This is a genomic window from Phenylobacterium sp. (assembly GCF_030680185.1).
Lineage (GTDB): Bacteria > Pseudomonadota > Alphaproteobacteria > Caulobacterales > Caulobacteraceae > Phenylobacterium.
Window position 1 is genome coordinate 46224 of the sequence record NZ_JAUXVZ010000004.1, and the last position, 21219, is coordinate 67442.

Genomic DNA, 21219 nt, shown 5'->3' on the forward strand with positions numbered 1-21219 from the left:
ATATGGTGCGGGCGGGAAGGCGGGCAACCTATCGGGCGCGGGCGCCCTCCGCAACGTCGGGGCAATGTCAGGTCAGCGTCAGGCCGAGCGCAGGCCCCGCAGGCGGTCGACCCGGCGCATGGCCTTGCCCGGAAGCTCCGACGCCGCGCCCAGCGGAAGGGCTTCGGCGGCCCGGCGCAGGCTGTAGGCGGCCTGGCGCAGCAGGGTGGCCGGCGACAGCACGCCGACGAAGCCATGGCCCACCCGGACCTCGGCGTTGGCCAGTTCGCGCTTGAAGCGGTAGTCGCCCGCCCCCAGGTCCAGGCGGCTGTAGGGCGTCGTGTCCATCCAGCGCAGGATGTCCTGGAACAGCAGCAGGCCCGGCGAGGCGCGCTCGAACTCCGGATTGTGGGCGATCAGCCAGCCGTGAATGGTGCGGCCGCTGCGCAGGTGCAGATGGGCCGCGGCCAATCGGCCCCCGATGTGCAGGGTGAACAGGGTGGCGCCGAAATCGGGATCGCGGCTTTCGAACAGATCGGCGAGCAGCCGCCGCGTCCAGCCGGGCTGGAGAATGTCGAACTGGCCGGTGGCGCGCAGCTGCGCCCGCTTCCAGGTGAGCAGCTGGTCATAGTCGCTGGACGACCGGCTGAACGGGGTGAATACCACCTCGCCCAGTTCCCGCTCGGCCTTGCGGCGCTTCTTGTCGCAATCCTTGAGCAGGCCGACGCCGGCGGCCCGCCGCTCGGTGGCGTAGGCCTCATAGCTTTCGCCGACCTCGATCACGTGGGAGACCGACTCCCCGTGGGAGAAGCCCTGGAAGGGGCCGCTCTCGTCGAGCATGTGGCAGAAATCCAGCCGCTGGACCCGCAGGGCCGAGACGATGGCCCGGGCGTCGATCTCAACCCCTGGCGCGGCCACCAGGCCCTGATAGTCGCAAAAGGGCGCGCCGGCCGGCAGGGCCGTGGCGCCGCCCACATGGGCGGCCATGAAGCCGAGATCCTGGGCGCCGTCGGTGATGACGGCCACCCGCACGCCGCGCGCCCCGCCGCCGGTGCGCGCCTGGGCCCGCTCCACCGCCCGCGCCCAATGGGGCGAGAGGAAGGGGCTGTCATAGGCCGGGTCCGCCTGCTGGCTCTGCAGTTCAGCCCAGCGCTGCAGGCGCGCAGGCGTCAGGTCCTGGGGTCGGACGACCTCGATATGCAGGGCGGACATGGACGGCGGTACTCGACAGGGTTGCGGTCAAGCCACCGTACGCCGCCAAGGGTTTCCGACGGGTTGCCGAAATAACCCGGTTCAGGCCGCGCCGCGGTTTTCCCAATCCACGTCGAATTCCGACACCAGATGCCCGGGCGCCACCTCGGTCAGGCGGGGCACATAGATGGGCGCGAGCGGATCGACGCTGACCCGCGAGGGCAGGAACCGCAGGGCCGCAGCCGGGTCCATCGGGCTGGGCGGCTCGCCGGTCAGCTTCAGCCGCTGGCGGTTGCGCTCGCGCTCGGGGTCGGGGATCGGGGCGGCCGAAAGCAGGGCGCGGGTATAGGGATGCTGCGGATCGGCATAGAGCCTGTCGCGGTCGGCCATCTCCATCACCCGGCCGAGGAACAGCACCATCACCCGATGGCTGATCTCGCGGACCACCGCCAGGTCGTGGCTGATGAAGATCATGGCCAGGCCCATCTCCTTCTGCAGGTCGATGAGCAGGTCGATGATCTGGGCGCGGATCGAGACGTCCAGGGCCGAGACCGCCTCGTCGCAGATCACCAGCTTGGGCTTCAGGATCATCGCCCGGGCGATGCCCACCCGCTGGTTCTGGCCGCCGGACAGTTCGTGCGGATAGCGGTTGATCAGTTCGGGCGACAGGCCGGCGCGGGCCATCATCCCGGCCACCTCGGCGTCCCGGGCGTCGCGGTCGAGCTGGGGGGCGAATATCTTCAGGGGCTCGGCGATGGAGTCGCCGATGGTCATGCGCGGGTCGAGGCTGGCCAGGGGGTCCTGGAAGACGATCTGCAGGTCCTTGCGGGCCGCCCGCATCTCCGCCTTCTGGGCGTGGGTGATGTCGCGGCCCATCAGGGTGACGACGCCGTCGGTGGGCTTGATCAGATTGAGCACGGCCCGCGACAGGGTGGACTTGCCACAGCCGCTCTCGCCGACCACGCCCAGGGTCTCGCCCTGGCGCACATCGAAGGACACACCGTCCACGGCGCGCAGCTGGCGCATCCCGCCCATCAGGCCCTGGCGGATCGGGAACCAGACCTTGACGTCCTTGGCCTCGACGATCACCGGGGCGTCGGCCGCCACCGGCGCGACTGTCGGCCGGCCGCCGCGGTCGGCGCGGTCCAGGCGCGGGATCGCATCCAGCAGGTCGCGGGTGTACTGGACCTTGGGCGCGGCGAAGAGCTCGCGCACCGGCCCCTCTTCCACATAGGCGCCGTCCTTCATCACGCAGACCCGGTCGGCGAGACGGGCGATGACCCCCATGTCGTGGGTGATCAGCATCATGGCCGTGCCGGTCTCACGGCCAAGCTCGGCCATCAGGTCGAGGATTTCGGCCTGGACGGTGACGTCGAGCGCCGTGGTCGGCTCGTCGGCGATCAGCAGTTCGGGACCGCCGGCCATGGCCGCGGCCACCATCACCCGCTGGCGCATGCCGCCCGACAGCTCGTGCGGATACTGCCGCAGTCGCCGCGCGGCGTCGGGAATGCGCACATGGTCCAACCACTGGCGCGCCCTCGCCATGGCGTCGTTAGCCGACAGGCCCAGATGCAGGCGCAGGGGCTCGGCTATCTGCTCGCCGATCCGCACATGGGGGGTGAGGGCCGTCAGCGGGTCCTGGAAGATCATGGTCATCTTCGAGCCACGCAGGCGGTTGAGCGCCCGCGGCTTCAGCCCCAGGATCTCCTGGCCCTGGAACCGCACTGAGCCGGTGGCCCGGCCGTTCTGGGCCAGCAGGCCCATGACCGTCATGAAGGTCTGGCTCTTGCCCGAGCCGCTTTCGCCCACCACGCCGAGGGTCTCGCCCCTGGCCACCTGCAGGCTCACCCCACGGACGGCCTCAACCGGGCCGTCATGGGTGTCGAAGGTGACCCGAAGGTCGTCGATAGCCAGGACGGGCGGGGCGGTTTCGGTCACGGACAAGGGGGAACTCCAGATCGTCTTGCGGCGACCATAGACCGGGCGGCGCCCCTTGTGAAACAACCGGGACGTCCATCCCTATTTCGCCGCCCTGAGGCCTGCACACCCATGTCTCCGCCCTCCGCCGCACAGCCAAGGCCCGCCCTCTTCCTGGACCGCGACGGCGTCCTAAACCTCGACCGGGGCTATGTGTCGCGGTGGGAGGACTTCACCTGGGTGGCGGGCGCGCGCGCCGTGGTGCGGGCCTTCAACCAGGCCGGCTGGTGGGTCTTCGTGGTCACCAACCAGTCGGGAATCGGGCGCGGCTACTATACCGAGGCCGACATGCACGCCCTGCACGACCGCATGGCCGAGGACCTGGCCCAGGACGGGGCGCGGATCGACGCCTTCTATTTCTGCCCCCACCACCCGGAAGCCGCCATCGAGGCCCTGCGCCATCCCGACCCGCCCGACCGCAAGCCCAATCCCGGCATGCTGCTGCGGGCCATGGCCGACTGGCCGGTGGACCGCGCCGCCTCCTTCATGGTCGGCGACAAGACAGGCGACATGGAGGCCGCCGCCCGCGCCGGCGTCGAGGGCCTGCTGTTCGAAGGCGGCGACCTGCGGGCCTTCCTCAAGGCCCAGGGCCGCCTGCCGTAGGAGGCACCAACCCACCCGCGCGTGCCGGCCCGTGGGCCTATGGGGTTGACGATCCTGGCCCGTCAATAGGTGATGGACCGCCATCACTTTCTGAGGTGCCTATGAAGCCGCAAAGGCCCGCCAAGCTGTCGCCTGCCACCCAGGCCATGGTCGACCGGATCGTGAGCCCGAGACGTCCTCACTGGGCTCTCCGCTTTGCCCTGACGGCGCTTGGCCTTCTGCTCTGGGTGGGGGGCGTGTTCATCGCCTATTGGATCCTTGGCGTTCCTGGAATGCGCTTCTGGGCTGCTGTCGTTATCGGTTTTGCGCCGGTCCTTTTGCTAGCGCGGCTTCGTTGGGCGAACCGAATGTTCGATGGCTAAGGTTCTGGCAGGCTCCGTAGGTCCTCCGTCCACTACAGCGGCCATGTCGGTTCAAGCCCGACCATAATGGAGGAACCCGTGCGACCGCCCTCGTCCTTCGAGGCCCTTCGGGCGCCTCAGGATGAGGACGCAATGATGCGCTTCAGCCAACACCGACCTCCCTCATCCTGAGGTGCGAGCGAAAGCGAGCCTCGAAGGACGCAAGGCGCCCGCCCCTACCGCTGCTCCATCTGGTCGAGCATCCGCTCCAGGGTGGAGAGCTCGTCGGCCTCGCCCGGCGGCTTGTCCCAGCGCAGGCGGCTGATGCGGGGAAACCGCATGGCCACGCCCGACTTGTGGCGGGTGGAGCGTTGCAGGCCTTCGAAGGCCACCTCGAACACCAGCCCCCTATGCGCCTCGGCGCGGACCGAGCGGACCGGGCCGAAGCGTTCGATGGTGTTGTCGCGGACGAACTTGTCGATCTCTTTCAGCTCGGCGTCGGTGAAGCCGAAATAGGCCTTGCCCACCGGCGTCAGCACCCGCTCGCCCTCGGACCCGGTCGTCCACACGCCGAAGGTGTAGTCGGAATAGAAGCTGGAGCGCTTGCCGTGGCCGCGCTGGGCGTACATCAGCACCGCATCGATCAGGAACGGGTCGCGCTTCCACTTGAACCACGGCCCCTTGGGGCGGCCCGCCTCATAGATCGAGGTCAGGTGCTTGAGCATCAGCCCCTCGGCGATCTGCGGATCGCCGGCCGGCGGCTCGGCCCGCAGGGCGGCGAGCTCGGCCCAGGTCTCGAAGGGCTGCAGGGGCGAGAGGTCGATGCGCGGATCATTGAGCCTACCCACCAGGGCCTCCAGCCGCGCCCGGCGTTCGGTGAAGGCGAGCGGGCGCAGATCCTCCCCCTCCAGCGCAAGGATGTCATAGGCGCGGATGGCGGCCGGATAGGCCCGCAGCATCTTGGCGTCGACGCTTTTGCGGTTCAGCCGCTGCTGCAGGTCGCCGAACGGCGCCACCACCCCCTCGCGCCGCACCAGCAGTTCGCCGTCCAGGGCGCCCTCGAAGTCCAGCGCCTCGACCACATCGGGAAAGACCGCCGAAATGTCGTCGCCGGTGCGGCTGTAGAGCCGGCGAATCCCCTGCTCGCTGACCGCCTGGATGCGGATGCCGTCCCACTTCCACTCCGCGCCATAGGTGGCCGGATCGAGCCGGCCGAAATCCACGGCCTCGTCGATGGCCTGGGCCAACATCACCGGCCGGAAGCGGCCCGGCGCATCGGGCGAGGGCCGCGCGCCATGACCCTCCAGCCAGGCGAACAGGTCCTCATAGGGCGCATGCAGGGCGTGCCAGACCTCTTCCACCTCGCCGATCGCCACCCCGCCCAGGTCGGCGCAGGCCTGCTTGGCCAGGCGCGAGGAGACGCCGACGCGAAGGCCCCCGGTCATCAGCTTGAGCAGCGCCCAGCGGGCGGTGGGGTCGGTGAGCGCATCGAGCCAGCCTTCGATCAGCCGCTGGACCTCGGCCCTGCTGGCGTCGGCCAGGGCGTCCACCACCTCCGACAGCTCCGGCTCGCGATTGGCGCCGGGCCGCGAGGGCCAGACCAGGGCCACGGTCTCGGCCAGGTCCCCCACATAATCGTAGGACCAGCGGAACAGGATGGCGTCCATCCGTTCTTCCACCGCCTTGCGGATGAAGGCCGGCTTGGCGGCGGAAAAGGTGAGGTCGCCGGTCAGCGCCGCCAGCGCCCAGCCCCGGTCGGGGTCCGGCGTCGTGGCCAGATAGTCCCGCACCAGCGTCAGCTTGGCGTTGCGCGAGGCGGTGAGCGACAGGCGGTCGAGAAGTTCGGCGAAGGCGCGCATCAGAGGCCTGCCCCCGGCTGGCGCGCCGCGTGAGTTCGGCTATAGCGGAGACGACAGCGCCCCTTGCCGGCGCCCAAGCCCGGGAGCCCCTGACCATGGCCGACGCCCGCGTGACCTGCATCACCAGGCAGCCCCGCAAGAGCCCGCACGAGGGGATCACCCACCTGGGCGGCCACGGCTGGAAGCGCACCAAGGCCGAGGTGATCGCCGCCATCGAGGGGGGCCGCGACACCTTCTATATCCAGGCGGGCGTCAACCGCGCCGAGATCGGCGTGCTGAACGGGCCGAACGGCAAGTATCTGCGGGCCTATGAGCACGGCCAGTGGAACGACAGCCTGCTGACCCTGCCCACCTGCATCTGAGCGCGGCCGCCTCACGCCTCGTCCTCTTCCTCATAGCCCACCAGGGCCAGCGCCCGGGCCGGAATGCCCTGCAGTTCGGCCCAGCGGGCCAGGGCCTCCTCCCGGCCATGGGTGATCCACAGTTCGCCGGGGCGGATCTCGTCCACCGTGGCGGTCAGTTCGTCCCAGTCGGCGTGGTCGGAGATGATCAGCGGCAACTCCACGCCGCGCTGACGGGCCCGGGCGCGGACCCGCATCCAGCCTGAGGCGAAGGCCAGGACCGGATCGTTGAACCGGCGACCCCAGCGGTCCACCAGGGCCGAGGGCGGGCCGACCACGATGGCGCCGGCGAAGTCCTGCTTCTTGTCGACGGTGGCGGGCGCCAGGGGGCCAAGATCCACCCCGTGGTCCTCATAGAGGCGGTTCAGGCGTTCCAGCGCGCCGTGGACGTAGATCGGCTTGTCCCAGCCGCCCTCGCGCAGCAGGCGGATGACCCGCTGGGCCTTGCCGAGCGCATAGGCGCCGACCATGTGGGTCCGCTCGGGAAACTGGGCCACCGAGCGCAGCAGGCGGGCGATCTCGCCGGCGTCGTCCGGGTGGCGGAAGACCGGCAGGCCGAAGGTGGCCTCGCTGATGAAGACATCGCAGGGCACCGGCTCGAAGGCCGCGCAGGTGGGATCGCGCCGGCGCTTGTAGTCCCCCGACACCACCATGGTCAGGCCCTTCCAGCGGACCACCGCCTGGGCCGAGCCCAGCACGTGACCGGCCGGGACCAGGGTCACCGCCACGTCGTCGCGGGCGACCGTCTCGCCATAGGGCGCCGCCTGCCGGGCGCCTGCGAAGTCCGCCCCATAGCGCTCACCCATGATGGCCAGGGTTTCCGGCGTCGCCAGCACGGCGCCGTGGCCCGACCGGGCGTGGTCGGAGTGGCCGTGGGTGACCACGGCGCGGGCCACCGGCCGGACGGGGTCGATATAGAAGTCGCCCGGCGCGCAATAGAGCCCCTCGGGGCGGGGACAGAGCAGGTCCTGCGGCTTGATCATCGCCTCTCCAGATGGTGAAGCCCGGGGCTTGCCGCCAGATTACGGAACGTCCACTTCATTACATAGTATTCATATTGTGAAATCGAGCTCATGACCAAGACTTAACGAGTATTTGGAGATCGGCAGAACTATACACGGGTCATCGGAACGCGGCCGACGCGCTCCACCCTCACAAGACCAGAGAGACCCGCCATGATCCGCACCAACCTCCTCGCCTTCGCCAACATCGCCCTGGCCGCCACCCCCATCCTGGCCATCGCCATCGCCGCCTACAGCAACACCCTGCCGCTGTTCTAAATCCTGACTTCCGATGCGGCCGGGCGGCGCCGTTTTCGTTGACCGCCCCGAGGGCAAGCCGCTAGGCCCTCAGGGATGGTCAAGCCGCCCGATTTCATCTCCGCCATGACCGGGCCCCTCGACGAAGAGGCGGCCCGGAACATGGTCACCCGGACGCCCCAGACGCAGGCCCTGGGATTCCAGTTCGTCTCCATCAGTGAAGCCCGCGGCGCCATCCGGGTTCCCTGGCGCGCCGATCTGGTGGGCGATCCCGAGACCGGGGTGATCGCCTCGGGCGTCGTCACCACCCTGCTGGACCATGTGTGCGGCCTATCGATCCGCGCGGCCGCCGCCGTGCCCCAGGGGACGCTGGATTTGCGCATCGACTATATGCGGCCGGCCAGGCCCAAGGCCGATCTCGTGGCCGACGGCCATTGCTACAAGCTGACCCGCACCATCGCCTTCGTCCGGGCTCTGGCCCATGACGGCGACCCCGACGATCCGGTGGCCACCGCCCAGGCGGCCTTCGCCCTGATCGGAGGCGGCGCATGAGCGGCGAGACCACGCCAGCCGAGCGGCTGGCCGCCTTCCTGGCGCGCACCCCGTACATCGCCTTCCTCGGCATGCGGGCCGAGCTGGCCGGCGACGAGATGACCGCCATCCTGCCGTTCTCGCCGCACCTGATCGGCAACACCCTGCTGCCGGCCCTGCATGGCGGCGTGCTCGGCGCCTTCATGGAGATGACGGCCCTGGCCCAGCTGGCGGTGATCACCGGCGGCCCGCGGCCCGCCAAGACCATCGACGTGACCATCGACTATCTGCGGCCGGGCCGGGCCATGGACACCTATGCGAGGGCGGAGATCAAGAAGGCCGGCCGGCGGATCTCATCGGTCCACGTCGAGGCCTGGCAGGAGGCCCGCGCCAAGCCCGTCGCCGCCATCCGCGGCCACTTCCAGACCCCCACCGAGGGCTGAGGACCGCTCTTGCGCGCCGCAGGCGCCGTTAAGGGGGTCACACGAAGAGCACAAAGGGTCGCAAAGGACACGAAGGGCGCCCCGCTCCCTCGCTTTGTGTCCTTCGCGACCCTTCGTGTACTTTGTGTCGCGTCTTTTTTCCCGCCGCGCGCATGCCAGGATCAGGAATGCCGCTTGAGGCAGGCGGCCATGCGCGCTACCGCCTCAACCCATGCTTCAGGGACTTTCACATTCGGCCCAAGGGGCCAAGAGCTGGCCGTTCGAACAGGCGCGCGCCTTGCTGGCGCGGATTCTGCGCCTGCGGCTGTCGGACGCCGAACGGGATCTCGCCGCCACCCTCATCGCCGCCGGCAAGGCCGACGAGGCCGTGGCTGCGCTGGAGCCCCTGCAGCGCTCGGTGATCTTCGAGACCGGCTATGGCCCGTCGGGCCTGCCCCATGTGGGCACCTTCGGCGAGGTGGCCCGGACCACCATGGTGCGCACCGCCTTCCGGGCGCTGACCGACGACGCCATCCCCACCCGGCTGATCGCCTTCTCCGACGACATGGACGGGATGCGCAAGGTGCCGCCGGGCCTGCCCAACCAGGAGATGCTGCACGAGGACCTGGAAAGGTCGCTCAGCGTGGTCCGCGACCCGTTCGGGACCCATGAGAGCTTCGCCGCCCACAACAACGCCCGGCTGCAGGCCTTCCTGGACGGGTTCGGCTTCGACTACGAGTTCATGTCGTCGACGGAGGCCTATCGCTCGGGCCGGTTCGACGCGACCCTGCTGATCGCGCTGGAGCGCTTCGACGCCATCCAGAAGATCTTGCTGCGGACGCTCGGCGAAGAACGCCGCGCCACCTATTCCCCCTTCCTGCCGGTCAGCCCGAAGACCGGCAAGGTGCTGCAGGTCCCGACGCTCGAGCGCCATGTGGACCGCGGGACCATCGTCTTCGCCGACGAGGACGGCGAGCGGATCGAGCTCCCGGTCACCGGCGGCCATGTGAAGATGCAGTGGAAGCCCGACTGGGCCCTGCGCTGGGTTGCGCTTGGCGTCGACTACGAGATGGCCGGCAAGGACCTGATCGACTCCGTCAAGGTCTCCAGCCAGGTCTGCAAGGTGCTGGGCGGAACCCCGCCGGAGGGCTTCAACTACGAGCTCTTCCTCGACGAGGGCGGCCAGAAGATCTCCAAGACCAAGGGCAACGGCTTCTCGATGGAAGAGTGGCTGCGCTACGCCACGCCCGAGAGCCTGGCCTATTACATGTTCCAGTCGCCCAAGTCGGCCAAGCGGCTGCACTTCGACGTGGCCCCCAAGGCCACCGACGAGTACCTGCAGCAGCTGGAATCCTTCAACCGCAAGAAGGCCGAGGGCGCCAACGAGCCGCAGATCGACAATCCGGTCTGGCACGTCCACCGGGGCGATCCCCCGGCCGAGGGCGCGGCGATCTCGTTTGCTTTGATGCTGAACCTGGTCTCGGCGGCCAACGCCTCGACCAAGGAGATCCTCTGGGGGTTCATCAGCCGCTACATCCCCGGCGCGACCCCGGCCGATCACCCGCTGCTGGACCGCCTGGCCGGCTATGCGATCAACTACTACGAGGACTTCGTGAAGCCCGCGAAGACCTTCCGCGCCCCCACCGATCAGGAACGCGCGGCGATCCTGGACCTGGCCGCGCGCCTGCGGGCCCTGCCGGAGGGCGCCGACGCCGAGGCGATCCAGAACGAGGTGTTCGAGGCGGGCAAGGCCGGCGGCTTTGAGCCCCTGCGGGCTTGGTTCACGGCGCTCTACGAAGTGTTGCTCGGCCAGAGCCAGGGCCCGCGCTTCGGCTCCTTCGTGGCCATCTTCGGGGTCGAGCGCACGCTTGAGCTGATCGACAAGGCCCTGGCCGGCGATCTGGTGGCGGGAGATGACGTCGCACCCGCCTAGCCACGCCTTGCGGCGGCTGGGGTCTAGGGGCTAATTGCCCAGGCCATGATCCCAGCGCCGGCCTTCCTGTCCAATCCCGAACGGTTCATGGCGTTCTCCCGCTGGGCCGCGCCGATGTTCGGCGTGATCGCCGGCGTCCTGGCCCTGGCCGGTCTCTATCTCGGCTTCGCCGCGCCCGAGGACTATCAGCAGGGCGATACGGTGCGGATCATGTTCATCCATGTGCCCGCGGCCTGGATGAGCCTGTTCGTCTATGCCTGCCTAGGCACAGCCAGCTTCCTGTCGCTCGTTTTCCGCCATGCCCTGGCCGACGCCGCGGCCCAGGCCGCAGCCCCCCTGGGCGCGGCCTTTACGGCGCTCGCCCTGATCACCGGCTCCCTGTGGGGCCGGCCCATGTGGGGAGCCTGGTGGGTGTGGGACGCGCGGATGACCTCGGTGCTGGTGCTGTTTTTGTTCTACGTCGCCTATATGGCGCTGCGCGCCGCCCTCGACGACGAGGCCAAGGCCGCCCGGGCGGGCGCGATCCTGGCCCTGGTGGGCGTGGTCAACCTGCCCATCGTCAAGTTCTCGGTGGACTGGTGGAACAGCCTGCACCAGGGCGCCTCGGTGTTCCGCGCCGACGGCCCCACCGTGGCCGACGTCTTCCTCTATCCGCTGCTGCTGATGGGCCTGGCCTATATGTCGGCCTTCGGGTCGCTCTGGCTGGTGCGCATCCGCGGCGAGGTCTGGCGCCGCCGGGCCGAGGCCCTGGCGCTGCGCGCGGCGAGGGCCTGACCATGATGCTCGACTTCGACGCCAGCCCCTACGGCGCCTATGTGTGGCCGGCCTTCGCCATCACGGCGCTGGTTTTCGCCGGCATGATCGCCGCCGCCCTGGCCCATGCCCGCCGCTGGCGCGCCCGCACCGAGGCCCTGCGCCGGACCGCAGAAGCCGCCGAGGCCGCGCACCGCGCGGCCCCCTCGAAAGCGCCCGCCCCATGAGCCGCTGGCTGGCCGTCCTGCCGCTGGTGGCCCTGGTGGCGCTGGGCCTGCTGTTTGGCCTCTATTCCCTGAACCGCGACCCCCAGGTGCAGCCCGACGCCATGGTCGGCAAGCCGGTTCCGGCGCTGGCCCTGCCGGCCCTGGCCGACGGCCGCCCCGTGGCGCTCGCCGAAGCGCTCGGCGGCCAGCCCGTGCTGGTCAACTTCTTCGCCTCCTGGTGCCCGCCGTGCGAGGTGGAGCATCCGGTGCTGATGGAGCTGGAGGCCCAGGGCGTTCCCATCATCGGCGTCGCCTACAAGGACGCGCCGCCCAATACGGAAGCCTTCCTGGCCCGCCTGGGCGACCCCTTCGCCACCCACCTGGTGGACCGCGACGGCCGCGCCGGCGTCGAGTTCGGCGTCACCGGCGTGCCGGAGACCTATCTGGTCGGGGCGGATGGGACGATCCTCGCCAAGCACGCCGGGCCGTTGAGCGCGGAGGATGCTGCGGCGCTGTGGGGGCGGCGGGAGTAGGGGCTCGCCGCGCCGCTTTGTGGGTCGCGGACGTCAAGATGGACACCATCACGCCGATCCTGCGTCCTGCAGCGCTACATGGCCGAACGTCGCTGGTCTGTGGAGCGTAGCGAACGAACCTAGAACACCCACTTGAAAGAACGCGGGAATCCGGGAATGAGTCGGGGCGCAGGTGATCAGACCTGCGCCCCTGAAACCGCTGTATGGAGCGGCCCCGTGTTGAGCCCTGATAGAATCAAGAAGCAGGATCGTGGTCAACCTCTATGCGGCATCCCGCAAGGCAAACCATGAACCGCTACGAAGTAACCTCCGCCACCGCAGACGGCTTCGATCCAGATCACCGCATCGACATGATCGGCGGCCCAGACTTTGGCGGATGGCGAATGCTCCAAGACGACGCCATCGCTTTCCTGAAGCGCCGCCAGGGGGCTTTTTACGTGCGCCCTCGACCCATGACTGGCTTCGGCTTCACGCTGGCCGGCTACGAAAACGCGCTCACCGGCTCATTGGACCGGGAAGTTGATGTTGTCGTGCGAGGGAACTCGCTGCTCGCACGCGAGCACCTAACGACAGTTGCCGATGGGACTCAGAAGAACAACCTTTGCTCTCTACCCCCTTGCCCACAAGCATATCAGCTAGTGAGCGAACTTCCCTAGGGAAGAGACACCACGCCAGCGCTTGGCGGGCAGCAAAGAACTGCGAATGCAGCGGGTGCGCCTCGCGCGGCACCTATCGGGTCAAGCGGCCATACTCCCGTTCGATTTGATCCACCGCACCACTGCGCGGGCTTCAGCCCGCGCCCCTTCTCAGGACTCCAACCGCGATCACTCGATGAATGAACACGATGATTTTCTGAGGTCGCTTGATGAAATGGGCGAGGAGCAAGCGAAGCGCATCCTCTCGCGCGGGGCATGGAACCCACGCCGGACCGCATGGGCTCAAGGCTGGCTAGAATCGCTAAACGACACCCGCAGCGAACGCTCTGGCAGGGAGAGCTTGGCGATTGCACGGAGCGCAAAGAATGCAGCGTGGGCCGCCGCGATAGCGGCGATAATCGCCATTCCCATCGCCATAGGCGCCATGGTCATTTCTTACCTTTCTTGGACTTCGCCTCATCCGTAGCGGGCGATTTGTGCGGCTTGTGCGGCGTGTTCACCAGGTTGCCGAGGACGCGCTGAAACTCCGCGTCTGCGTTTTCCCGCTTGTCGGCAGGGGGATCAGCGTCCAATTGCTTCGAGCACACAAAGTCAGGTTGACCTGACGCCCCCTCCGTGTCAGGCTGACCTGACATTCACGGAGGCCTGCGCCCATGTCCGCCACCCCTGCCGACCGGCGCTATATCCGGCGCACCGCCGCCTTCATGACCGGCTATGTGGCGGTCAATCTCGCCGCCATCACCGGGGCCTTCGACGATATCGGCAAGACGGCGGCCTGGGTGCTGGCCCTGGTGGTGGCCGCGCCGGTGGCCGGGCAGATCTGGGCGGTGCTGGTCTGGATGCGCGACAGCGACGAGTTCGTCCGCGCCCTGGCGGCCAAGCGGTTCGTCATCGCGGCGGGCGCGGCCATGGCCCTGTTCTCCGCCTGGGGGTTCCTGGAGACCTATGCGGGCGCGGCCCATGCGCCGGGGTGGCTGATCTATCCGCTGTTCTGGGCGGCGTTCGGCCTGGTCACCCCCCTGGTGCGGAACAGCCGGGCGTGAAGAACCGTCTGCGCGAGCTGCGCACCGCCCGCGGCTGGACCCAGGCCGAGCTTGGCCAGCGCCTGGGGGTGTCGCGTCAGGCGGTCATCGCCCTGGAGAGCGACCGCCACGACCCGTCCCTGGACCTGGCCTATCGCATCGCCGTCCTGTTCGAGACGGACGTCGAGGGCGTGTTCGAAAACCCCCACCGGGCGCCCTAGGTCTTGGTCTGCGTCCTCAGCCAGCGGCGGAGAAGGTGCAGGTGCAGGGCGTGGACCGCGAGATAGACCAGGCTGACAAAGGCCAGCACCAGGCGGAAGGTCAGCCGCTCGTCCGGCTCCACCCAGAGGCTGGCCAGGCTGAACGGCATGAGGGTGAAGGCCGCCAGCAGCGGCGTGAACGAGAGCGCGATCCCCCGCGGCGCCGACCAGGTCGGGACCCCCTTGAGGCTCCACTGCATGGGCAGCTTCATCCCGGCCGGCGCGCGCCGCGCAAAGGCCAGGGACATGGCCGCCAGCGCCAGGACGGTGATGCTCGAAACAAAGGGCGCGCTCAACATGCCGCCAGCTTGGCAGGTTTGGCCCAGGACTCAAACCGGCCGGACGCGCAGGTCGCCGCGCGCCAGACTGGATGGCGAGGTCCGCCAGCGGTGATAGCCTGCCGACATGGCCCCCCTCGCGCCCATACAGCATTCGGTCTCCACATGGGCTCAGCCCCTGCCGCCCGAGGCCTCGGACGAACGGGCGCGGTTGCTGGCTGCCTTGGCGCAGCAGGTGTGCGCCCTGGGGCCGGGGCGGCTCAAGGTGGCGGTGGACGGCCGCACGGCGTCGGGCAAGACCTCGTTCGGTCACGAGCTGGCGCAGGCGCTGGCTGCGCGGGGGCGGCCGGTCCTACGGGCCAGCCTCGATGATTTCAAGCGGCCCTGGCGCGACCGGGGCCTCTATGACCGCGAAAGCGGCGAGGGCTATTACCGCAACGCCTTCGACTATGAGGCGGTGCGCCGCCTGCTCCTGACGCCGATGGCGGGAGACGGGCTGTGCGCCCTCTGCTCGATCGATCCCCGCACCCAGATCGATCATTCCGAGACCTGCGTGCAGGCGCCGCCGGACGCGATCCTCGTGGTCGATGGCGTCTTCGCCTTCCGGCCGGAGCTCAACGACCACTGGGACCTGCGGGTCTGGCTCGAAATCGCCACGGCCGAGTCCATCGCCCGCGGCCTGGCCCGTGACGGGGGCGATGGGTCCGTGATGCGCGACCGCTATGTGGTGTCCGAAGACCTCTATGCCGCAGACGTCGATCCCGCCGCCCGGGCCGATGTGGTGATCGACAACAGCCGGTTCGACCAGCCCAGGCCGCTGAGGGGGCTGATCGCCTAGATCAGCCGCGAGCGGATCGCCTGGGACAGGATGTCGATCAGGGTCACGGCGACGACGATCACCAGGGCGATGGCGGCGACCCGGGAATAGTTGAAGCTGTTCAGGCTATCGAACAGGATCTGGCCGATGCCGCCGGCCCCGATGAGGCCAAGGATGGTGGCCGCCCGGCTGTTGGATTCGAACCGGTACAGCGCGTACGAGGTCCAGAGCGGGGCGACCTGCGGGACCACGCCCCAGGCGATCTCCTGCAGCTTGTGGGCGCCGGTGGCGCGCACGCCCTCGACCGGTCCCTTGTCGATGGACTCCACGGCTTCGGAGAACAGCTTGCCCAGCACGCCGCCGGTGTTCAGCGCCAGCGCCATGACGCCGGCGAACGGCCCCAGGCCCACGGCGACCACGAAGACCATGCCGATGACGAGATCGGGCACCGAGCGCAGGATGTCCATGACCCGGCGCACCGGCCACTGGATGGCCGGCGGCGCGATGTTGCGGGCGCCCAGAAGGCCCAGCGGCACGGCGATGAACACCGCCAGCGCCGTGCCCCACATGGCCATCTGGATAGTCAGCCACATCTGGCTGATGAAGAAGGGCAGCAGGTCGAAGTCCGGGTTGATGAAGGCCCGGCCGAACTCGCGCATATTGTCCGAGCCCGAGAACAGGCGCGGGAACTTCTCGATCTCGGCGGGGCCGAAACTGAGCGCCAGGACGATGGCGATGCCGCCCCACAGCAGGACGTCGAAGATCCATTGACCCAGCGGCCGCGCGGGCGGCTTCAGGGCGGCGCTGGTCGCGATGTCGGTCACAGGCGTCGGGCTCTTCGTCTGATCAGGGCGCAGGCGTCTGGGTCGGCGGAGCCGCCGCCTCGCCCGTGCGGGCCTCCAGGGCCTCGCGCTCGGCGCGGATGGCGTCCAGCGTGGTCTGGGCCTCGGCGATGCGGGCCTGGTCGCCGGAGTTCCTGGCGTTCAGCAGGGCCTCGGTCGCCTCCATCTCGCGCACCGGCAGCAGGTGCGTGGCGTCGGCGGGCAGGAATCCGCCGATGGAGATGGCCGACAACAGCTTGCGCTGGCGCTCGGCCTCAGGGCCCTCGCCCTTGCCATAGGTCAGGAAGAACTGGCGGACCTTTTCCTTCACCGCCGGATCCAGGTTCTTGCGCCAGACGATGGGGTCCTCGGGCAGCTTGGGCGATTCCCAGATCACATTGACCTTGTCGACCACGGTGGGCTGGCCGTTGGCGCGGTTTTCCACGTCGCGGATGCCCTGCAGGCGGATGGCCGTGGAATTGTTGGTGGCCACGTCCAGCACCCCGTTGGCCACGGCGAACAGGTTGGCCTGGTGGTTGGCGGCGCGGACCTGCTTGAAGCAGCGGTCGGGCTCGATGCCCTCAGGGGCGAACAGATAGGTCATGGGCGCCAGCGTGCCCGAGGTGGACTTGGCGTCGCCGATCCCGAAGTCGAGGGTCCGGTCGCACTTGAGCACGTCTTCCAGGGTCAGGCCGCTGGCGGCGGTGGCGATCAGCACCGAGCGATAGCCATCCTCGCCGGAGGGATCGAAGGTGCGGGCGAAGATCTCGGCGTCGGCCCGACGCACGGCCTCCAGCCCCGACAGGTTGGAGAACCAGCCCACATCGGTCTGGCCAAACCGCAGCGCCTCGATCAGGGCGGTGTAGTTGGAGCCGTAGAAGGGCTTCACCGGGATGCCGATCTCCTTCTCCATGTCGGCCAGGATCGGCCGCCAGAAGGTGTCGAGGCTGGTGGAGTTCTCCGTCGCCAGGACCGAGAAGTTCAGCACCTCCGGCGCGTCGCCGGCCGTGCTGGCGGGCTCCGAACAGGCGCTGAGGCCAAGGGCGACCATCAGGCCGGCGGCGAGCAGGCTGCGGCGGATCATTGGGGAGCTCCTTCCCAGAAGACGTCTTCGAATTCCGGACCGTAGATGTCGATAAGCTGTTTGCGGGTCAGCGCCTGGGCCGGGCCATCATAGACCACCTTGCCGGCCTTCAGCGCCACCACCCGGTCGCAATAGCGCATGGCGTAGTCCACCTGGTGCAGGGTGACGATCAGGGTCAGGCCGTCGGCCCGGTTCAGATCGCGCAGGATCTCCATCACCCGGCGGGCCGAGACGGGATCGAGGGAGGCCACCGGCTCGTCGGCCAGGATGATCTTGGCCTTCTGGACCAGGGCGCGCGCAATGGCCGCCCGTTGCTGCTGGCCGCCCGAGAGGGTGCCCGCCCGCTGGCCGGCATATTCGGCCACGCCCACCCGGGCGAGCGCGGCCATGGCCGCGCCCTTGGTTTCGTCCGGCCAGAAGCCGAGCAGGCCGCGCAGAAAACCGATCCGGCCGAGCGAGCCCATGGCCACATTGGTGAACAGGGTCAGCCGGCCCACCAGATTGAACTGCTGGAAGATCATGCCGATACGGATGCGGGTGCGGCGCACATTGCGATCCACCCGCCCCTCGGACTGCACCTGATCGCCAAAGGCCACGATGCGGCCGGCGCCCTTGTCGATCGGGGCCAGGCCGCTGATGGCGCGCAGCAACGTGGACTTGCCCGATCCCGACGGACCGATCAGGGCGATCATCTCGCCGCGGGCGACGTCGATCGAAACGGTGTCCAGCGCGCGGCGGGTCCCGAAACTCTTCGACACTTGGCGCACCGAAAGAACGGCTGCGTCAGACATGAATGGCGAATATCCCCTGGGCGTTGGCGGCCGGACTCATAACCCGCGTGTGATCGCCGAGCCCCACGACGGTTTCATGACATGGAAGACCAAAGAAGGCGAGGGCGCGGCTCGGGGTCTGGCCCGCGGCCCTCCGTCGCCCCAGGGTCGCGGCGGTCGCAGGCGGATTTAACCCGCGCCAACCCCTGGCCCCGCAAGGTTCTTTGGTCCGCGCCCTTTACATCCGATCCATATGCCCCTATTTCGCATGGCTCCGGCGGACCCCGTTGTCCTAAGCGTTGCTAACGCCGGATTGGGTTCAACAATCTGTTGGGGGTTGCGTGAGGTGCATACGTACCATACGCCCCTGGACCTGGTCCGTGAGCGGTCACCGGAACGTCCTGTCGCCTTTGCGCGACCGGACGCCGTGGCCCTAGCGGCGCGCTGGTTCCAGGATAATTTTAAAGGCGACGTCTTCTACGCTGTGAAGGCCAATCCTTCGCCATGGGTGCTTGAAACCCTGGTGGCGAATGGCGTGCGGTCGTTCGACGTGGCGTCGGTTCCGGAAATCGAGCTGGTGGCCAAGCACGCCCCTGGCGCGCGCATGGCCTTCATGCATCCGGTCAAGAGCCGCCGCTCCATCTCCACGGCCTATTTCGACCATGGGGTGCGGACCTTCGCGCTGGATACGCACGAAGAGCTGGCCAAGATTCTTGACGCCACAGGCGGCGCCAAGGACCTGAACCTGATGGTTCGCCTGGGCGTCGCCGCCGAGGGCGCGGCCTATTCCCTGTCCGGCAAGTTCGGCGTCGACATGTACGAGGCCCCCGACCTGCTGCTGGCCGCCCGCCGGGCGACCCAGGAGCTGATGGGCGTCTCCTTCCATGTGGGCAGCCAGTGCATGCGGCCGACCGCCTATCAGGCGGCCATGAGTCAGGCCTCCCGGGCCCTGGTCCGCGCCGGCGTGTTCGCCGACGTGGTCGATGTGGGCGGCGGTTTCCCGTCGGTCTATCCGGGCATGGTGCCGCCGGCGCTCGCCGACTACATGGACTCCATCGACCGCGGCTTCGCCGAAATGATGGTCCACGAGACCACCGAGCTGTGGTGCGAGCCTGGCCGGGCCCTGGTGGCGGAAGCCTCCTCGGTGCTGACCGCCGTCGAGCTGCGCAAGGGCGACGCCCTTTATCTGAACGACGGCTCCTATGGCAGCCTGTTCGACGCCACCCACACCAAATGGCCCTTCCCGGTGAAGCTGATCCGGTGCGAGGACGGCGTGGCCCGTGAGGTCGAAGGCCCGCTGAAGCCCTATCGCTTCTATGGTCCTACCTGCGACTCCCTCGACCACATGCCCGGCCCCTTCTGGCTGCCCGAGGATGTGCGCGAGGGCGACTATGTCGAGATCGGCATGCTCGGCGCCTATGGGGTGGCGATGAACACCCGCTTCAACGGCTTCGGCGACACCGAGACCGTGGTGGTGAACGATCCGCCGATGGCCTCGATGTATGGGCTGGCCCGCCGCTCCATCCCGGTGCCGCGGCCCGAGAGCCAGAATGTCGTGAAGCTGTCGCGGGCGCGGAGCAAGAAACGTCGTCGGCGCTAGGGCGTTCGACTCCCAGACGCATGAGACGCGACCGGTCGCTCCGTCCCGGTCGCGTCCTTTCTCCATGGACGGGCGCTCAAACTCTAGGACTCCAAGAGAATGAACGCTGAGGTTCAATCCAACCGCAAGGCCGAGCTGCTCTCGTCCACCGTCGAGCACGTGGCCATCGACCAGTACGACGCCCGCCCGATCATCGACGCCATGCGTCAGATGAGCTTCACCAGCCGCGACACCGCGCGCGCCGCCGACATCTTCTCCATGGCGCTGGAGGACCCCTCCTGCTCCACCTGGCTGACGCTCGCCGGCTCGACCAGCGCCGGCGGCTGCATGCACATCTATCGCGACATGGTGAAGTACGGCCTGATCGACGCCGTGGTCGCCACCGGCGCCTCCATCGTCGACATGGATTTCTTCGAGGCCCTGGGTTTCAAGCACTATCAGGCGAAAGAGCCGGTGGACGATCGCGACCTGCGCGCCCTCTATATCGACCGGATCTACGACACCTATATCGACGAGGAAGAGCTGCAGACCTGCGACGCGGTGATCAAGGAGATCACCGACCAGCTGGAGCCGCGCCCCTATTCCTCGCGGGAATTCATCTGGGAAATGGGCAAGTGGCTGGCGGCGGGCAACGCCAAGAAGCCGGGCTCCCTGATCCAGACGGCCTATGAGGAAGGCGTGCCGATCTTCTGCCCCGCCTTCACCGACTCTTCGGCGGGCTTTGGCCTGGTCAAGCACCAGGTGGAGCGGATGAAGGCGGGCAAGCCCTACCTCACCATCGACTCCATCGCCGACTTCCGCGAGCTGACCGACGTGAAGATCGCGGCCGGCACCACCGGCCTGTTCATGGTCGGCGGCGGCGTGCCCAAGAACTTCGCCCAGGACACGGTGGTTTGCGCCGAGATCCTCGGACAGGAAGTCGACATGCACAAATACGCCATCCAGCTGACGGTGGCCGATGTGCGCGACGGCGCCTGCTCGTCCTCGACGCTGCAGGAGGCCTGCTCCTGGGGCAAGGTCGACGTCACCTGGGAACAGATGGTCTTCGCCGAAGCCACCACCGTCGTCCCACTGATCGCCTCGGACGCCTGGCACCGCGGTTCGTGGAAGACCCGCGAACGCCGCCGCTGGAACAAGCTGTTCGAAAAGGCGGCCTGACAGCCCTAAGGCCCCGCCCCGGCGGGGCCTTTTATCGGCGAGGAACGCCAGACCCTGCCACGGTCGAGCTCAATATCGCTCCAGACCACACAAAAACGGTCGGCCGTGGAAAACAACCAGGCCATACCCTTATCCACGCTGGGATGCCTTCACGTCCACGGTAGAGACAATCCACTCTTCCGGCAAAGGCGCGTTTCTCGCTGCTTCAAGAGAAGAGAATGAATCTCCTACCTCTAGAGGCGCGCGATCAGCGGAGATAAAAACCCTCCTGTATCTACCGTCCCTGTCTTGGAATATCTGAAGCCGAGGGTGGGATACTTCCGCCCCTGCTCGGGAAATTGGCACTTCGAACAGCTCAGGTTCACCCCAATTAACCGCTATAATTCCAGCTTTAGAGAGCCAATCGTGGTTTTGAACAATTGAGCGTTCAATTGCTGCAGCCATGTTAAGATCTTTCAATGCCGCTTGAACAGCTGCCCTAGTTTCAGCGGTATGCATCTCAAATTCTTTTATCTGAGACTGGAGTGCTAAAAATTCCTCCGGGGCTTTGGATTTCTCGTACAACGCCGTCTCAGCCTCTCCCGGTCCGGCGGCCTCGGTGGCTGAGCTGGCTTTCATTTTGGGGATTTCTAGCTCAAGCTGACGAACGCGAATGACACCACGCCATGCCCAAGCCGACAGGATAAGCCCCGAAATGGCGACGGGGATTGCCAGTAAGTAGAAGACGGGCAACTCAGACATCTGATCCGCCTGCTAGCGGGGCAA

General features: G+C 68.0%; 23 protein-coding genes. 14 read left to right on the plus strand and 9 right to left on the minus strand.

Going from position 1 to position 21219, the window contains the following annotated elements; translation table 11 throughout:
- Positions 1-78 precede the first annotated feature (78 nt).
- Positions 79-1191: a GNAT family N-acetyltransferase gene (locus Q8L83_RS00295; RefSeq protein WP_305284109.1), complete on the minus strand. Its 1113-nt coding sequence runs from the start codon at positions 1189-1191 to the stop codon at positions 79-81.
- Between the two features lie 81 nt (positions 1192-1272).
- A complete protein-coding gene (locus Q8L83_RS00300; protein ID WP_305284160.1) occupies positions 1273-3108 on the minus strand; it encodes a dipeptide ABC transporter ATP-binding protein in 1836 nt (611 codons plus the stop codon).
- Positions 3109-3219: 111 nt separating this feature from the next.
- Between Q8L83_RS00300 and Q8L83_RS00305 the strand changes: the two genes are divergently transcribed.
- Complete coding sequence (locus Q8L83_RS00305; protein WP_305284110.1) at positions 3220-3750, plus strand: HAD family hydrolase; 531 nt, start codon at positions 3220-3222, stop codon at positions 3748-3750.
- Between the two features lie 577 nt (positions 3751-4327).
- On the opposite strand, the gene Q8L83_RS00310 is transcribed toward Q8L83_RS00305, so the two are convergent.
- Positions 4328-5950: a cisplatin damage response ATP-dependent DNA ligase gene (locus tag Q8L83_RS00310; protein ID WP_305284111.1), complete on the minus strand. Its 1623-nt coding sequence runs from the start codon at positions 5948-5950 to the stop codon at positions 4328-4330.
- A 95-nt stretch (positions 5951-6045) separates the two neighbouring features.
- Between Q8L83_RS00310 and Q8L83_RS00315 the strand changes: the two genes are divergently transcribed.
- Positions 6046-6312 (plus strand): DUF3892 domain-containing protein, encoded by a 267-nt coding sequence (locus tag Q8L83_RS00315; RefSeq protein ID WP_305284112.1) that lies wholly within the window; start codon positions 6046-6048, stop codon positions 6310-6312.
- An 11-nt stretch (positions 6313-6323) separates the two neighbouring features.
- On the opposite strand, the gene Q8L83_RS00320 is transcribed toward Q8L83_RS00315, so the two are convergent.
- Complete coding sequence (locus Q8L83_RS00320) at positions 6324-7334, minus strand: ligase-associated DNA damage response exonuclease (protein WP_305284113.1); 1011 nt, start codon at positions 7332-7334, stop codon at positions 6324-6326.
- A 372-nt stretch (positions 7335-7706) separates the two neighbouring features.
- Between Q8L83_RS00320 and Q8L83_RS00325 the strand changes: the two genes are divergently transcribed.
- From Q8L83_RS00325 to Q8L83_RS00365, 9 genes are all read left to right on the plus strand, one after another.
- Complete coding sequence (locus Q8L83_RS00325; protein ID WP_305284114.1) at positions 7707-8162, plus strand: PaaI family thioesterase; 456 nt, start codon at positions 7707-7709, stop codon at positions 8160-8162.
- Positions 8159-8584 (plus strand): PaaI family thioesterase, encoded by a 426-nt coding sequence (locus tag Q8L83_RS00330; RefSeq protein ID WP_305284115.1) that lies wholly within the window; start codon positions 8159-8161, stop codon positions 8582-8584. The genes Q8L83_RS00325 and Q8L83_RS00330 overlap by 4 nt, the downstream gene beginning before the upstream one ends.
- Before the next feature lie 211 nt (positions 8585-8795).
- Complete coding sequence (locus tag Q8L83_RS00335; RefSeq protein WP_305284116.1) at positions 8796-10496, plus strand: lysine--tRNA ligase; 1701 nt, start codon at positions 8796-8798, stop codon at positions 10494-10496.
- Between the two features lie 45 nt (positions 10497-10541).
- Positions 10542-11270, plus strand: coding sequence for a heme ABC transporter permease CcmC (gene ccmC / locus Q8L83_RS00340; protein WP_305284117.1), 729 nt, complete (start codon positions 10542-10544; stop codon positions 11268-11270).
- Between the two features lie 2 nt (positions 11271-11272).
- Positions 11273-11476, plus strand: a complete 204-nt coding sequence (gene ccmD / locus Q8L83_RS00345) for a heme exporter protein CcmD (protein WP_305284118.1) — start codon at positions 11273-11275, stop codon at positions 11474-11476.
- Positions 11473-11988: a DsbE family thiol:disulfide interchange protein gene (locus Q8L83_RS00350; protein WP_305284119.1), complete on the plus strand. Its 516-nt coding sequence runs from the start codon at positions 11473-11475 to the stop codon at positions 11986-11988. Before ccmD ends, Q8L83_RS00350 begins: the two co-directional genes overlap by 4 nt.
- Positions 11989-12275: 287 nt before the next feature.
- Entirely contained in the window at positions 12276-12644 is a 369-nt protein-coding gene (locus Q8L83_RS00355) for a DUF3892 domain-containing protein (protein ID WP_305284121.1), read from the plus strand.
- Between the two features lie 653 nt (positions 12645-13297).
- A complete protein-coding gene (locus tag Q8L83_RS00360) occupies positions 13298-13687 on the plus strand; it encodes a hypothetical protein (RefSeq protein ID WP_305284122.1) in 390 nt (129 codons plus the stop codon).
- Positions 13684-13887 (plus strand): helix-turn-helix transcriptional regulator, encoded by a 204-nt coding sequence (locus tag Q8L83_RS00365; protein ID WP_305284123.1) that lies wholly within the window; start codon positions 13684-13686, stop codon positions 13885-13887. The genes Q8L83_RS00360 and Q8L83_RS00365 overlap by 4 nt, the downstream gene beginning before the upstream one ends.
- Here Q8L83_RS00365 and Q8L83_RS00370 read toward each other — a convergent pair.
- Positions 13884-14225: a hypothetical protein gene (locus tag Q8L83_RS00370; RefSeq protein ID WP_305284124.1), complete on the minus strand. Its 342-nt coding sequence runs from the start codon at positions 14223-14225 to the stop codon at positions 13884-13886. The genes Q8L83_RS00365 and Q8L83_RS00370 overlap by 4 nt on opposite strands.
- A 106-nt stretch (positions 14226-14331) precedes the next feature.
- On the opposite strand from Q8L83_RS00370, the gene Q8L83_RS00375 reads away from it, so the two are divergent.
- Positions 14332-15042, plus strand: coding sequence for a hypothetical protein (locus Q8L83_RS00375; protein ID WP_305284125.1), 711 nt, complete (start codon positions 14332-14334; stop codon positions 15040-15042).
- On the opposite strand, the gene phnE is transcribed toward Q8L83_RS00375, so the two are convergent.
- The 3 genes from phnE to phnC are packed head-to-tail and all read right to left on the minus strand — an operon-like array spanning position 15039 to position 17717.
- Positions 15039-15845 (minus strand): phosphonate ABC transporter, permease protein PhnE, encoded by an 807-nt coding sequence (phnE, locus tag Q8L83_RS00380; RefSeq protein ID WP_370868327.1) that lies wholly within the window; start codon positions 15843-15845, stop codon positions 15039-15041. The genes Q8L83_RS00375 and phnE overlap by 4 nt on opposite strands.
- A 22-nt stretch (positions 15846-15867) precedes the next feature.
- Positions 15868-16926: a phosphate/phosphite/phosphonate ABC transporter substrate-binding protein gene (gene phnD / locus Q8L83_RS00385; protein WP_305284126.1), complete on the minus strand. Its 1059-nt coding sequence runs from the start codon at positions 16924-16926 to the stop codon at positions 15868-15870.
- Positions 16923-17717: a phosphonate ABC transporter ATP-binding protein gene (phnC, locus tag Q8L83_RS00390; RefSeq protein WP_305284127.1), complete on the minus strand. Its 795-nt coding sequence runs from the start codon at positions 17715-17717 to the stop codon at positions 16923-16925. Before phnC ends, phnD begins: the two co-directional genes overlap by 4 nt.
- 325 nt (positions 17718-18042) lie before the next feature.
- Here phnC and Q8L83_RS00395 point away from each other — a divergent pair, with 325 nt between their 5' ends.
- Complete coding sequence (locus Q8L83_RS00395) at positions 18043-19296, plus strand: type III PLP-dependent enzyme (RefSeq protein WP_305284128.1); 1254 nt, start codon at positions 18043-18045, stop codon at positions 19294-19296.
- A 99-nt stretch (positions 19297-19395) separates the two neighbouring features.
- Positions 19396-20454: a deoxyhypusine synthase gene (locus tag Q8L83_RS00400; protein ID WP_304756497.1), complete on the plus strand. Its 1059-nt coding sequence runs from the start codon at positions 19396-19398 to the stop codon at positions 20452-20454.
- Positions 20455-20583: 129 nt separating this feature from the next.
- On the opposite strand, the gene Q8L83_RS00405 is transcribed toward Q8L83_RS00400, so the two are convergent.
- Positions 20584-21195 (minus strand): hypothetical protein, encoded by a 612-nt coding sequence (locus Q8L83_RS00405; RefSeq protein ID WP_305284129.1) that lies wholly within the window; start codon positions 21193-21195, stop codon positions 20584-20586.
- Positions 21196-21219: the final 24 nt, after the last annotated feature.

Bases quoted from the DNA above. Each gene is read 5' to 3' on its own strand.
- Q8L83_RS00295 (WP_305284109.1), bottom strand. From the start codon at position 1,191: ATGTCCGCCCTGCATATCGAGGTCGTCCGACCCCAGGACCTGACGCCT.
- Q8L83_RS00305 (WP_305284110.1), top strand. From the start codon at position 3,220: ATGTCTCCGCCCTCCGCCGCACAGCCAAGGCCCGCCCTCTTCCTGGAC.
- Q8L83_RS00310 (WP_305284111.1), bottom strand. From the start codon at position 5,950: ATGCGCGCCTTCGCCGAACTTCTCGACCGCCTGTCGCTCACCGCCTCG.
- Q8L83_RS00315 (WP_305284112.1), top strand. From the start codon at position 6,046: ATGGCCGACGCCCGCGTGACCTGCATCACCAGGCAGCCCCGCAAGAGC.
- Q8L83_RS00320 (WP_305284113.1), bottom strand. From the start codon at position 7,334: ATGATCAAGCCGCAGGACCTGCTCTGTCCCCGCCCCGAGGGGCTCTAT.
- Q8L83_RS00325 (WP_305284114.1), top strand. From the start codon at position 7,707: ATGGTCAAGCCGCCCGATTTCATCTCCGCCATGACCGGGCCCCTCGAC.
- Q8L83_RS00330 (WP_305284115.1), top strand. From the start codon at position 8,159: ATGAGCGGCGAGACCACGCCAGCCGAGCGGCTGGCCGCCTTCCTGGCG.
- Q8L83_RS00335 (WP_305284116.1), top strand. From the start codon at position 8,796: ATGCTTCAGGGACTTTCACATTCGGCCCAAGGGGCCAAGAGCTGGCCG.
- ccmC (WP_305284117.1), top strand. From the start codon at position 10,542: ATGATCCCAGCGCCGGCCTTCCTGTCCAATCCCGAACGGTTCATGGCG.
- ccmD (WP_305284118.1), top strand. From the start codon at position 11,273: ATGATGCTCGACTTCGACGCCAGCCCCTACGGCGCCTATGTGTGGCCG.
- Q8L83_RS00350 (WP_305284119.1), top strand. From the start codon at position 11,473: ATGAGCCGCTGGCTGGCCGTCCTGCCGCTGGTGGCCCTGGTGGCGCTG.
- Q8L83_RS00355 (WP_305284121.1), top strand. From the start codon at position 12,276: ATGAACCGCTACGAAGTAACCTCCGCCACCGCAGACGGCTTCGATCCA.
- Q8L83_RS00360 (WP_305284122.1), top strand. From the start codon at position 13,298: ATGTCCGCCACCCCTGCCGACCGGCGCTATATCCGGCGCACCGCCGCC.
- Q8L83_RS00370 (WP_305284124.1), bottom strand. From the start codon at position 14,225: ATGTTGAGCGCGCCCTTTGTTTCGAGCATCACCGTCCTGGCGCTGGCG.
- Q8L83_RS00375 (WP_305284125.1), top strand. From the start codon at position 14,332: ATGGCCCCCCTCGCGCCCATACAGCATTCGGTCTCCACATGGGCTCAG.
- phnD (WP_305284126.1), bottom strand. From the start codon at position 16,926: ATGATCCGCCGCAGCCTGCTCGCCGCCGGCCTGATGGTCGCCCTTGGC.
- phnC (WP_305284127.1), bottom strand. From the start codon at position 17,717: ATGTCTGACGCAGCCGTTCTTTCGGTGCGCCAAGTGTCGAAGAGTTTC.
- Q8L83_RS00400 (WP_304756497.1), top strand. From the start codon at position 19,396: ATGAACGCTGAGGTTCAATCCAACCGCAAGGCCGAGCTGCTCTCGTCC.
- Q8L83_RS00405 (WP_305284129.1), bottom strand. From the start codon at position 21,195: ATGTCTGAGTTGCCCGTCTTCTACTTACTGGCAATCCCCGTCGCCATT.